The organism is Desulfitobacterium sp. THU1, from assembly GCF_038181555.1.
GTDB lineage: Bacteria > Bacillota > Desulfitobacteriia > Desulfitobacteriales > Desulfitobacteriaceae > Desulfitobacterium.
This window is the reverse complement of sequence record NZ_JBBWUA010000033.1, coordinates 1-13,431: the sequence shown is the minus strand read 5'-3', so window position 1 is coordinate 13,431 and position 13,431 is coordinate 1. Positions and strand designations below refer to the sequence as shown.

At 41.2% G+C, this 13,431-nt stretch carries 10 protein-coding genes, 1 rRNA gene and 1 pseudogene; 2 read left to right on the top strand and 10 right to left on the bottom strand.

The window, feature by feature from the left end; translation table 11 throughout:
* The 7 genes and pseudogenes from AAC978_RS15965 to AAC978_RS15935 form a co-directional block, all read right to left on the bottom strand.
* Positions 1-455, bottom strand: a pseudogene (locus AAC978_RS15965) (pyridoxamine kinase); the annotation flags it as partial.
* Positions 456-526: 71 nt separating this feature from the next.
* Positions 527-1,288, bottom strand: coding sequence for an NYN domain-containing protein (locus AAC978_RS15960; protein WP_341549066.1), 762 nt, complete (start codon positions 1,286-1,288; stop codon positions 527-529).
* A gap of 254 nt (positions 1,289-1,542) precedes the next feature.
* Positions 1,543-2,898, bottom strand: a complete 1,356-nt coding sequence (locus AAC978_RS15955; protein ID WP_341549065.1) for an MATE family efflux transporter — start codon at positions 2,896-2,898, stop codon at positions 1,543-1,545.
* A 104-nt stretch (positions 2,899-3,002) separates the two neighbouring features.
* A complete protein-coding gene (locus AAC978_RS15950) occupies positions 3,003-3,449 on the bottom strand; it encodes a MarR family winged helix-turn-helix transcriptional regulator (protein WP_341549064.1) in 447 nt (148 codons plus the stop codon).
* A 293-nt stretch (positions 3,450-3,742) separates the two neighbouring features.
* Complete coding sequence (locus AAC978_RS15945) at positions 3,743-6,376, bottom strand: PEP/pyruvate-binding domain-containing protein (protein WP_341549069.1); 2,634 nt, start codon at positions 6,374-6,376, stop codon at positions 3,743-3,745.
* Between the two features lie 19 nt (positions 6,377-6,395).
* The gene (locus AAC978_RS15940) at positions 6,396-6,992 is read right to left on the bottom strand and encodes a TetR/AcrR family transcriptional regulator (RefSeq protein WP_341549068.1); all 597 of its coding nucleotides are present in this window, start codon (positions 6,990-6,992) and stop codon (positions 6,396-6,398) included.
* Between the two features lie 177 nt (positions 6,993-7,169).
* Complete coding sequence (locus AAC978_RS15935; protein WP_341549063.1) at positions 7,170-8,930, bottom strand: LytS/YhcK type 5TM receptor domain-containing protein; 1,761 nt, start codon at positions 8,928-8,930, stop codon at positions 7,170-7,172.
* A gap of 135 nt (positions 8,931-9,065) precedes the next feature.
* Here AAC978_RS15935 and AAC978_RS15930 point away from each other — a divergent pair, with 135 nt between their 5' ends.
* Entirely contained in the window at positions 9,066-9,815 is a 750-nt protein-coding gene (locus AAC978_RS15930; protein WP_341549061.1) for a LytR/AlgR family response regulator transcription factor, read from the top strand.
* 139 nt (positions 9,816-9,954) lie between these two features.
* On the top strand, positions 9,955-11,775 hold the full coding sequence (locus AAC978_RS15925; RefSeq protein ID WP_341549059.1) for a carbon starvation CstA family protein: 1,821 nt from the start codon (positions 9,955-9,957) through the stop codon (positions 11,773-11,775).
* Positions 11,776-11,898: 123 nt separating this feature from the next.
* On the opposite strand, the gene AAC978_RS15920 is transcribed toward AAC978_RS15925, so the two are convergent.
* The 3 genes from AAC978_RS15920 to rrf form a co-directional block, all read right to left on the bottom strand.
* Complete coding sequence (locus AAC978_RS15920; RefSeq protein ID WP_341549058.1) at positions 11,899-12,300, bottom strand: DUF2695 domain-containing protein; 402 nt, start codon at positions 12,298-12,300, stop codon at positions 11,899-11,901.
* A 178-nt stretch (positions 12,301-12,478) separates the two neighbouring features.
* Positions 12,479-13,024, bottom strand: a complete 546-nt coding sequence (locus AAC978_RS15915) for a DUF2179 domain-containing protein (protein WP_341549067.1) — start codon at positions 13,022-13,024, stop codon at positions 12,479-12,481.
* 286 nt (positions 13,025-13,310) lie between these two features.
* Positions 13,311-13,427, bottom strand: a 5S ribosomal RNA gene (gene rrf, locus AAC978_RS15910).
* Between the last annotated feature and the right edge of the window lie 4 nt (positions 13,428-13,431).

The window sequence follows — 13,431 nt, the reverse complement described above, 5'->3', positions numbered from 1 at the left end:
AGCATAAAGGCGGCTTCAGTTAAGTTGGGCACCATGATATCAGCCATTGAACAAAGCTTAGCCATTCCTTTGGCCATCTCTGGAGAGTAAACGGAGTAGAGAACTCCATTATCAGCCATGACCGGATCGACCATGACCAAGGTGCCTTCTTCTCTAAAGGTTTTAAAGAGATCGGCGACTAAGTCAATCTGTTCAAAGGAGCCTAAAAATCCGCTGTAAAGAGCATCGAATTTCAGATTTAGGGATTGCCAGTGCTTGGATATGGGCTCAATATCTTCGGTTAAATCCCGATATGTAAAACCTTCAAAGCCTCCGGTATGAGTGGATAGGACTGCAGTAGGTAATACTCCGGTATCAAGTCCTGCGGCCGAAAGAATCGGCAATGCCACGGTAAGTGAACATCTTCCTACACAAGATATATCATGGATGGCTGCAACACGCTTTTGTCTTTCCATTAGGCATTTCTCCTTGTCACGAATATAATAACATCCATTAATTATAGCTTATCTTTTTTTGATTGCAATAATTACTTACCCTTCGGTTTATCTTTGATAAAGTAATGGATGATATTAGGGTTACTGGTTTTACGAGGCTGAATCTCAAATTGCTTTAAAGAGGAAATAAGAGGGGTAAGTTTGGTATGCCCGTAGTTTCTGGTATCAAAATCCGGATAGCGTTTGTTTAGTCTCTTCCCTACTTCCCCTAAAAATGCCCATCCGTCCTCATCAGAGCTTTCCGTTACGATAATGCGAATGGTCCGAATCAATTCATCCAGGGAAGCCATACCATCTTTTTGTGGGTCATGTTTCTCATTTTTCGATTGAGCCCCATTCTCAGCAGAATTTGTGGAGACTCCTGCCAATACTTCTAAATATTTAAATTTCTCACAGGCAGCAATAAATGGGGTAGGGGTTTTTTTCTCACCCATCCCGATCACATACATTCCTGCTTCCCGAAGACGAGAAGCCAGTTTGGTAAAATCACTGTCACTGGAAACGATGCAAAACCCATCTACATTATCGGAATACAGAATATCCATGGCATCAATAATCAACGCCGCATCCGTTGCATTCTTACCTGTAGTGTAACTGTATTGCTGAATGGGAGTAATCGAATAATTAAGAAGGACGTTTTTCCAGGAAGATAATTGAGGTTTCGTCCAATCACCATAAATTCTCTTATAGGTCGGTATGCCGTGATTGGAGACTTCATCGATAATCGGCTTAATATATTTATCCGATACATTATCCGCGTCAATCAATACGGCAATCTTTTTATCATTATCCATAAGATATCCCCTTTATAACGAAATAATTATGTAATATAAAGAAATTGATTAGTTACCACAATTACTAGTATAAAGTAACTTCATTTCACTTACAATAAAGGATTCACTATCAAACTCGATAATAAACTGCTTTGGATCTGTAAACAATCGGTTTAACTAACAGACGTGGCGCACAAAACTAAACCGCTTCCTTGCTTAGAAGCGGTTTAGTTGGGGGACATTATATCTCAATGATTTTTAACAACTCTTACAGGTTATGATTGGATATCTGTGGCTAGGGCTAGCTTTCTTTGCTTTTTGATTTCATAAAACAGAAAGGTTCCGGTGACTAAGATGGCTAATACGTCGGCGATAGGAGCAGTAATCCACACTCCCTCAATACCTAAATAACGAGGAAGTATCAATAAGAGAGGAATAAAGAACAGCACTTGCCTAGAAAGGCTTAGGAAAGTGGACTGAATCGGCTTCCCAACCGCTTGAAAATAACTGGAACCAATAATTTGAAAACCGACTACGGGCATGACGGCCATAAATGTTAGCAAGGCATGTACCGTTAATTCAGTGAGTGCAGTATCCCCTTTGCTGAATAGCTCGACTACTGGAACTGCGAAAAGAAGCAATAAAATATAACCAAATGTCGCCATAGCAGTTCCTGCAATAATCGCTTTCTTTAGGGCCTCTTTGACTCGATCATAATTGCGAGCTCCATAGTTATAGCCAATAATCGGTTGTGCTCCTTGGCTTACACCAACAATAGGCATAAGCAGAAGCATGGACACACTCATCAGAATTCCCACTGCTGAAAGAGCAATATCCCCACCATGTCGGCTTAATGTTTGGTTCAAGATGGTTTGTTGAATAGTGTTAGCGATTTGCATAGCAAAGGGTGCAAAGCCAATCGTTAAGGTCTTCAAAACAATTGGCGTTTCTATCTTGAAATTACTTAATTTTAACTTAATTTTACTACGGCCCAACAGAAAGTAGCTCAGCACCCAGATTGCAGAAATCGTTTGTCCTGTAACAGCAGCCCAAGCAGAACCTGCAATTCCCCAGTTAAAGATAAAGATATAGACATAGTTACAGATGATATTAATAACAGCACCGATAATTTGAGTCTCCATAGCAAAGCGCGGGTTGCCTTCTGCACGAATAAAATTGTTCACCCCAAAGGCAATAGCACCAGGGATGGCTCCCAGCATAATCACATGCACATATTCTTTAGCATAAGGTAAGACCTCTGGACTTGACCCAAAGAGCATTAAGATGGGATCAGCAAATAAAAAGTAAACCAATGAAAGCAAAAAAGGTAAAATAACTAAAAGAGCAGTGGCGTTACCTGCAATTTTTTCAACCTCATCCATCTTTTTCTCGCCCATACGAATGGAGATTAGGGCAGTAGCCCCCACCCCGATGAGCATCGTAATCGCCATCATTAATGTCATCACCGGAAGCGCCACAGTCACGGCAGCTATGGCAATTGAACCGACACCCCGGCCAACGAAAATTCTGCTTATAATATTGTAGAGGGCATTAACCAGCATTCCGACAATAGCCGGCATGGAAAAGTCCCACAATAATTTTCCGATACTATCATTCTTTAGACTAATCATTAAAACATTTCTTCCTCTCATCTACCAAAATATCTGCTCTATAAGAATAATTTGCTCTACATAGGCAAGCTCTATAACGAATCCTACATACTTCTGTAAATCATCTATACCTTTTTAAGAAAATCTACGACTTGCCGCAAATTCTTCTCAAAAGCCTCGACTTCTTGGGGATCATAGTTGGATAATGAATGCTCCATCTTCTCAGAATAATAGGTTATCAGTCGTTCTACCAATTCATTTCCTTGCGGGCTTAAATAGATTAAGCATTTACGTCGATCTTTCGGGTCATTGGATCGTATAACGAGACCTCTATCCATTAATACATCAATTAAAGCAGTTAAACTGCCTTTTTCAATATCCAGTCGCTTTCCGATCTCTGTCAAGGTTATCGGGCTTTCATGGTAAAGAAGATTAAGGATCTTTCTTTGGTTTTTTTTCAAATCCGTTTGGATATCTATATCATTGCGAAAGCGTAGTAGGTATTTCTCATGAAATAACCCGGTAAAAGCCAAAAGCAGACGATGAATCTCTTTTGTCTTTTCAATATCCATCAATGTTCACCTCGAAAATAAAATGCGCCTGTTAAAAAGATATTAATAATAATCCCGAAATTAAGTATTCTGATATTAAGTATACTAATAGTAAGTATTCTAACAAACCATAAGAAGCACCTTAATATTATAGGTGTAAATCTGTTATAAAGCAAGCATTATTTAATTATATTATATTTATGTCATTAAATAGTGAATTCTGCAATTAAATCTTCACATGTAAAACAAAAATGGCGACCACCCTCGAGGGGCAAAGGCCGCCATTGATCTTTATTAAACTATAATTTTACCTGTTAGCCTCGATAGATTTTCCCCTCGTCCCCATCGACAATGACATGCTCTCCATCTTTGAGGATGTTGAGTATATCACTTACATTAACAACCGCCGGGATTCCATACTCGCGAGCTACGATTGCTCCATGGGACAAGAACCCTCCTGTTTCCATGATGATTCCGGATGCTTTTAGGAAAAGAGGAGTCCAAGCCGGATCAGTGGACGGGGCCACCAGTATTTCCCCCTGCTTTAAAACATGTCCCTCATCAGGATGGCGAATAATGCGTACTACTCCTTCAGTTTTCCCTGTGGCAACCCCCAAACCTTTTAATGAATCACTGGAAAGTTCAGCCTGTGGCCTGTTGACCTTTTGAGGAACCCCGTCAATGATGTTATCCGGTGCTATAAGGCTCTTAAATTCTTCCATTCTTTGTTTTCGTTCTTTAATGATCTGATCCAAACCCTTTCCATCCCAATCCCCCCGGAGGATGGAAATCATCTCTGACCAAGAACAATGAAAAATATCGCCTGCTTGCTGAAGTATTCCTCTATCGAGCAACCGTTTCTCAATTTCTAAAGCAAGGGAACGCCCAGTTGCTGCAAAGAGAACAAGATGAGATTTGGCAGACTCACGAAACTCAGAATCTTTTACAGTCTTTTTGACATAGTATTTGACGATCCTCCGTTTGTAAAAAGGAACCTTAGTCATAATTTCCTGCCAGCCTTTTTGACTTGCTTCCCCTTGACTAGCTTTAAGCTGTGCGTAGTTCGAGGTATTCTTAATGCTTTTAATATGCTGAAGTAAATAACTGGGATCTTCATGCCAGCGCGGATTACTTATATCTCCCTCATAAACCGCACGATGCCCGAATTCCTTAAGAAAATCCCCAAAGGCTATTCTGAAGGGCGATTCTGGAGAAAGACTTTCCTTCCATGCCAAAGGATTGAAAGATGGCGCTCCAAAAAATGCCATAGCCTCTGGATCTTTTTTCGCAAGATCGGCTAATTCAAGCAAACGATAGCCATGCTCAGCACTGGTGATGTTTCCTTGCCCCATCATCAGCTTGTTGGTGACGGCTGTTCCCTGCTGTGGAAATACCTTATCAAGGCTCTTAGCCAAATTATAATAAGAGAAACCGGAGGCATTGGTACCTAACGCAAAGGTCTTCGTATAAACCATACATTCGTCAATAGTCGTTGAAAACTCTTGAATTAGTGCCCTATCTCCTAAAAAGGATAGATCTTTTTTTGTAAACTCATCTGTATATTGCCGGGCTCTAGCAAAGGCAAGTTGGGATCCTTTCTGAGCTTTTTGCATGGCTCTTACCAACCTTAAGGTACGCCATAATTTCTCAGCCTTACTCTTACCCATAACAGGAGGAACCGAGATTTGAGGCTGATGTCCGCCTGTCATATCGTTAAAATCCTTGGGAGAAATACCGAGGCCATCAAAAAACACCCATTGCATTAAAGATAGATTAAAGTAGCCTCTCCCATTAAAAAGACGAGTAAACTCGATACCTTTTAGGAGGGGATAACCCGTTACTTTGATGGGTGTATTCATTGTTTCTTCCGAGATCAGCTTTAAGAACTGCCAACCATATTGGGGTAGCACCATGGGCATGGCATCCTTCATATTGGAATTAGACCAGATATCTGGTTGATTTTTGAGAATATCATAAGTATACCGTGGATGTTTGGTCACAGGTCGTGCCTGAACCAGCTGAAATTCCTGACCATCATACACCCACTCAATGTCCTGATGCTCCGAACCTTTGCCCAAGGTATCATACACACGCCGGACCATTAAAGCTAGTTTTACAACAGCTTCATCTGGTAGTACCTGAGTTTGTGCAGTTCCAACCTTATCCACGAATTGTATGCCGCCTTCTTCAGAGGGAATGCTCATCCCTTCTTTTTTCCCTAATGTTTTTTGTTCAAGGGCAGGAACTAATTCTTTTGTTGATAACTCGTATTGGTCGGGCTCAATGGCTCCGCTGACTACAGCATCTCCCAAACCGAAGTTAGCATTGATCACAATTAAATCCAGTCTCCCCGTCAAAGGATGACAGGTAAAGGCAACTCCTGAAGCTTGGGCTTCTACTAGTTCCATGATGACAAGGGCTTGCTTAATCGATTCATGGCCTGCCATCTTCAAGCGATAAGCAACAGCTCTTTCAGACCATAGGGAGGCATAGCATTTTTTCACACTCTCCAGCACGGCTTCAGGTGTTCTTAAGTTGAGGAAGGAATCATGAATGCCGGCAAAGGAAGCTGTCTGTGAATCTTCCAAAGAGGCCGAAGATCGTACAACTAAAGGTCGGTCTATAATTGTTAGCTTCTTTAGCGAACTTTCTACTTCTGGAATGAGTTGCTCTGGTAGTGCCCCTTTCAATATTAAATCCTGTAATGAATGTAGAGAGCTACGCATTTCGGCGTTGTCAAAATTATCGACACTTACTTGCCGAAGATACTCTTCAATTAGAGGTTTTAGATTGTTATCCTTAAGGAATAGGTCGTAGGCATGGGTGCTAATAATAAACCCCTTCGGAACATTAAATCCATATCTGGTTAAACGAAGGAGATTGGCGCCTTTTCCTCCCCACAACCTTTCATCTGCCTCAGCAGTAGTATCGCATAAGAATTGAATCATATTCACAGTTTCTTCCCCCCTAAGATTGCTTGGCCGCACCGAAAAAGAATAGTTGCAACATCTCTTCCATCTCATGCTTTCCTAGATTAGGCTTTTCACCGCTTATCCATTCTAAAAAGCATTGGGTATATAAGGCGCTCAAGTGCTTTGTTAAGGACTCTGGGGATATATCTGACCTCAGTTCTCCTGCAATCTGTCCTTGGTAAATGATTCTCAGCAAAGTATTATAGAGATTTCCAGTGGAATGATTCTTACCTCGGGTAAACATCTCGTTATAACAAGATGATGTATGCATCCTCAATACCTCTTTATTATTTTCGTTCCATTCATTAATTTTCATTAAAGCCTTTAATAACTGAGAATGGGTACTCCCCCCATCTTCCAGAAGAGCAACAATTTCAGATTCCCTATCCCGCATAGTCAGCTTTAAATACTCCTTAATAATGGATTCTTTATTAGAAAAATGGTTATATAAGGTCCCACGAGCAATATCACAGACTTCTGAGATTTGCTCCATTGTCGTGGATTTAAAACTCTGAGTTTGAAAGAGTCGAATAGCTGTCGAAACAATTCTTTCCCTCAACTCTTCTCGTTTTTTGTCTCGGCGTGACGGCATGGACACTTTATCACTTCCTGACGTTGTTGAATAATATACACTGTCTTTTCTTATACATTGTACATTATTCGTTCGATTCTTTAAAGATATAATCAACTATAATAATAGGAAATTGATCTCAGATAGGAAAAGACCAGGGAGATCGAGCCTGATCGTTCTCACCATGGTCTTTCTTCTCTAACTAATTATACCTTGCTGTTGAATGGGCACTTTAAACCAAATACAGGTGCCTTGATTTAATGTGCTATCAATATGAAGTCTTGCCTCTTCGCCAAAATGAGAGATTAACCTCTGGTTGACATTGTACAAAGCAATCCCCGTCCCCTCTTGAGATTCGATTGGACGGCGAAGCAGCTCACTAACTCGTTCTAATGGTATACCCACCCCATTATCCTTTACAGAGATTAGAGCATACCCCTCCTGAGTTTCCTTTGCATGAATATGGATTTCGCCTGTTTTTTCAAGTCCTTTTAAACCATGTCTAATCCCGTTTTCCACGAGGGGCTGGAGTGTCAGCGGCGGTAAAAGTATATTATCAATTTGGGGTTCGCTTTGGAATTGAACGCTTAGACTTTCTGTAAAGCGTGCTTGTTCAATATCAAGATAAGCTCGCGTGTGGTCAAGCTCTTGTTTTAACGTGACAAAATTATGGAGGGAAGTATTTAGATTCTGCCTAAAAAAGTACCCTAGCTGTATCAGGAGTTTCCGAGCTAAGTCAGGCTTTGTACGAATTAAAGATACAATTGTATTTAAGGAATTAAAAAGGAAGTGAGGGTTAATCTGGGCCTGAAGGGCTTTGATTTCAGCTTCACGAATTAGTTGTGCTTGGTTTTGTGCTCCGACAACTTCGAGTTGGTGTGAGAGTAGATCGCCTAATCCCTGAGCTACTTCAATATCTACCGGTTTGATTTGTTTAGGATTCTTATAATAGAACTTTAAGACACCAATCACTTTATCGAAGTTCTTGAGTGGGACAATGATGGCTACTGATAAGGGACACCCTTTTTGGGTACAATGAACCTCATCTACGGATTTTGGAACAGACATTATCCCTGTTTGAAGAACTCGTTTGGTCGCTTCGGTTAATACGGTGTGACCGGGTAAATGGTGATCATCGCCTTCCCCCACATGGGAAAGGATTTTTTCGTGATCCGTAATAGAAATAGCCGATCCCCCGATGGTTTTAAGAAGAAGCCTCGAGATGGCAGTTGCCGATTCTTGGGTAAGACCCTGACCGAGATAACTTAGCATCTGATCAGCAATATGGAGAACCTTTTGGGCTTGGTTAGCTTCAATCCGATCTTCTTTCTGGACAACAGAGCGAATTATTGTGACAAACACCGCAATTCCGATACTATTAGCTAAAATCATGGGCAGTGCAATCAGTTGAACCAACTCGACAGCATTTTCTAAGGGTCTAGAAATAAGTACTATTATCACCATCTGTAGGGTCTCGACGATGGCTCCGGTTAGCAAGGCTATTAGAGGGGAGACCATCCTGCGGTTTCCTAACTTATGATAGACAAGACCGCTGATCAAGCCCCCCATCACTGTAGAAATTCCGCAAGCTAGCCCAGTAAAACCTCCCAGCATGGCTCTATGAATCCCAGCTATAAGCCCTGCCCCGATACCGACCCAGGGTCCTCCCAGCAGACCACCAATGACGACTCCCACCACCCGGGAATTAGCAATGGCTTCGTCGAAGCCAATAGGATTAAAGCGAGGTTCCCAAAGAAATGAATCCGTACCCGTTCTGATCGGGATTCCCATATAGGTACCGATAATCCCAAATATTCCAAAAAGGAGCGAAAGTTTAAGGATTGTGAAAAGATCGAGGTTATGATCAATAAGCTTACGGAAGGCTGTGAAGCGCATAAGAAGAAACGCAATCCCAACGATCAGTCCGATATGTTCGACCATAAGGAAGAGTAGGCGCATGATTTATAGGCTCCTTTAACAGTTCAGTTTCGCCATTATTTTATCAGCTAATCTTGACAAGTCAATGGTTTTTATGTTGAATGTTCATAGTTGAGCATATAAAATGATTTTTTTAATGGTGAGGTGATATTCTCAGTGATACATGTTCTTATTGTAGATGATGAAGCTCCGGCTCGGGATGAACTCGCTTATCTATTAAATGGTGTGCCGGAAGTACATATTGATGAGATGGCAAAGAATGGTCGGGAAGCTCTTGAGAAAATTCAAAAACTAAAACCGGAAGTAGTTTTTCTTGATATCCAAATGCCAGATATTTCTGGACTAGCTGTTTGCCGAGAACTCATTGCGCTACTTAAGCCTGATGAACTGCCGTTTATCATTTTTGCTACAGCTTACGATCAACATGCCCTAGAAGCTTTTCAGGTCAATGCTATAGACTATGTGCTCAAACCCTTTGATGAAGAACGAATTCATGCAGCTATTGATAAAGTAAAGCGCTTAAGCCATCCTCCTAATCCCGAAGCCTATAATCGCATTCTATCACTTCTTGAGAGAATCCCTAAATCAAAGCTTCCAATCGAAGAGAATGAACGCATTGTTCTTCTCGATCCTGATGAGATTATATATTGCACGATTAATGGGCGCCAAGTCCTTATCCAAACTCAGAAGAACACCTATACTACGAATTATAATCTAGCTGAGCTCGAACATCGCTTGGGGTTTTTACGGACTCATAAGAGTTACCTTGTTAATACCGAAAAGATTCGTGAGATTATTCCTTGGTTTAATGGAACCTATAACTTAGTTATGCTTGATGATGCTGCCTCAACTGTGCCTGTAAGTCGAACCTATATTAAAGATTTTCGTAGTAAAATAGGATTATAAACCTAAATAAAGATAACCTTAAAATCGTGCAACACAAGCACGATTTTTTGCATGTTTTGTCTGCTTTCCTCAATAGTTCAATTATCAGTTTTATAATGCTATTGTAATAATCTTCGCATAAATTTGAGGAGGGAAAAATATGCATGCTCTTTATTTGTTAATTGCTGCAGCGTGTGTTCTCGTGCTAGGGTATCGGCTTTACGGAACATTCTTAGCCACAAAAGTATTAGCAGTTGACCCTAGAATACCTACCCCTGCAAAGCGCCTGGAAGATGGCCATGATTTTGTACCAACTAATCGTTGGGTAACTTTCGGTCATCACTTCGCAGCTATTGCCGCTGCCGGACCTTTAGTTGGTCCTGTTTTAGCAGCGCAGTTTGGTTTCTTACCCGGTGCCCTTTGGATACTCATCGGTGGTGTACTTGGCGGTGCAGTCCATGATATGGTTGTCCTTTTCGCTTCCATTCGTCATAATGGTGAATCCTTAGCCCAGATTGCTAAAAAAGAAATCGGACCTGTTACCGGTATAGCCGCTGGAATCACGATCTTATTCGTTCTGTTGATCACCATGGCTGGACTTTCCATCGTTATCGTTCATGCACTCAAGCATAATCCTTGGGGATCCTTTACAGTGGTTATGACAATTCCGATCGCAATATTTATTGGTATTTATATGCGTTACATCCGCCCGGGGAAACTCGGTGAAGCCTCTTTCATAGGAGTAGTTCTTATTCTTCTAGCCGTTATCCTTGGCCCCTATGTCAAGAACTCTGCTCTTGCTCCTTTATTTAATTATAGTGAAACTATCCTAAAACTTGGACTCCCGATTTACGCCTTCTTTGCGGCTGCATTACCTGTTTGGCTACTTCTTGCTCCTCGCGATTATCTCAGTTCCTACCTGAAGATCGGTACCATTGGAGCGCTGGCATTAGGAATTGTCTTTGTTAACCCTATATTAGAAATGCCTGCAGTAACCCAATTCATCAATGGCGGAGGTCCCATTATTGCTGGTGGGGTATGGCCTTTCGTATTCATCACCATCGCTTGCGGTGCCATCTCTGGTTTTCATAGTTTGATTGCGGCAGGTACAACGCCTAAAATACTTGAGAATGAAAAAGATATCAAAATTGTTGGTTTTGGTGGAATGCTCGTAGAGTCTTTTGTAGCGATTATGGCCCTGATTGCAGCTTCAGCCCTTCCCGTTGGGGACTACTTTGCCATCAATACATCCCCCGAGCTCTTCGCTACATTGGGTATGGCTGTGGATAAGCTGCCTATGCTTTCTCAGCTTATTGGTGAAGAGGTGGCCGGTCGTCCTGGTGGTGCAGTATCTTTAGCTGTTGGGATGTCTTATGTGTTCAGCAGAATTCCTGGACTTGACCACTTGATTGCCTACTGGTACCAATTTGCCATTATGTTCGAAGCTGTATTTATCTTAACTGCCGTGGATGCAGGAACTCGTTCGGCCCGTTATGTTGTTCAAGATATGCTCGGGGTTGTTTTCAAGCCCTTTAAACAAGTGAACTGGATGCCAGGTGCTTTGATTTCTGCTGCGCTTGTTTCCTTTGCTTGGGGATACCTCCTTTTCGGCGGAGATATCTCAACAGTTTGGCCCTTATTCGGAGTTTCCAACCAGCTCCTAGCGTCCTTGGCCCTGGTTATTGGAACAACAATAATTTTGAAAAATACAGGCAGAATCGCTTATGCCATGATCACATTCCTCCCCTTTGCATTCCTCTTTATAACAACCTTAGTTGCCTCCTACTTCAATCTGACTCATGTCTATATCCCAAAAGGAATGACGCTTAATATCATTATCTCGGTTGTACTTGCAGGTCTGTGTATTGTCATCGTAGCCGATGCAATGATCAAATGGCGTAAAATCATTGCTGACAAAAAAGCGATGAAAGAACAGCGAATAGTCCACGAAAACCTAGTGAATAGACTTGCTGCGAAATAATTTTGAAATTGAAACCATCCTAGAAAATTTTTTAAAGGAAGAACGTCAGTTGAGCTTCAGGCTTAGCTGGCGTTCTTTCTTCCTTCCTTATTAATACCTTATGCTTAAAATAATCTCGTTTCTCTACTTACCTTTACCGATTAAAAGACTCTCCACATTATAGAGAACCTCACAGTCACACACTCCATCATTCTTCTTGAATATTTCAAGGATTTCATTGATTTCTCCTCGACTTAACTGCATCTGGGTAAGAATTTGGCGACTAAAGCGATAGGTGTGGTCACAATGATAAGCAGATAATTTCTCATTTAATCGATAAAAAAACATTCGACGGAAAAGCAAGCTTAGAATCTCTGAGTCTTTATTCTTGCTGGCTTTTTCAAAACTATAAAGCGAATCATATCCCAGATCCGCTTCCTTTATCCCATGGACTATTCGGCGATTGACTTCCTCATTAATCCTTTTCCGATCCTTCAATAGGGATTGTACTTGAGGTTCATCCTCTCGGGTCTCTTCAAAAGGCATATCAATTCATCAGCTCCTATTTGTACTTTAACTCCATTGTTTTATTATGTTCATAAACTACTAGCTTATATTACAAGTTAGATATATTTCAAATGTCCATGTATCATCAATAGTAATATTTTATCTTTAACCTAAATAAAAAAGCGAATGGACTTCGCTTATTGCATAGCTCATTCGCTTACCTGAAAACACGAAAGGCGGGTAGAGTACCTTCGCCCCTCGCAAACCCTCCTCTGAAACTTTTGGCTTCCTGGAATAATATAAAGGAATTTAGAGTAGACTGGTCAACAATGTCCATTAGCTCCTTCTGACGGTTTCTCTTGGTCAAAACCAGCATCACCAATCGTTTTTCATCTCGGCCGTCCCCCACCCAGGTTGTCACACCGAAGCCTCTCTCACGTAAAATTAATGGTAGCGGATCATCAAGTGAATCGACAATAACTTGGGCCGTGATATAACCAAGCGCCAATCTTTCTTCAATCCTACTTCCGAGATACACGCCGATGCCGTAGCCGATGCAGTAAGCAGCGATATTCCAGTAGCTGTTCAAGTTATTCAGAATAATAGTCAGTCCAGATAAATACACAAACACTTCAATTATAGACAATAGCGAAGCCCACTCTTTTAATCCTTTGATCATAAGAATAAACCGAACCGTTGTCAGCGACACATATATAATATTAATTGTCATGATTAGCAGGATAAATAAAACTGCTTGATTCATTCCGCTCACCATTCTTCCATATTTATTTTTTACTGGCTTTTTATACTTCACCACGATCAACATAAATCCCAAAAGAACTACGCATTATAGCGTAGTTCTTTTGCTTAATTATCTGGAAACACGAAATGTGGTTGAGCATTTCGCCACACTGCGTCCTGTAACGCATACTCCTGCAGTGTGGATATTACTTTCCCAGGTACCCTGAACATCACGCATTTTGTCTACTTAGTTTTCACTTTAGTGAAAAGCAAAGAGACCATCATTATGACGGTCTTTTTGCTTACTTATCTGGCAACGACTTACTTTCCCAGGACCCTGCGGTCCAAGTATCATCAGCCCTGGAGGTCTTAACTTCCGTGTTCGAGATGGGAACGGGTGGAACCCCTCCGGAATAATCACCAGATCTT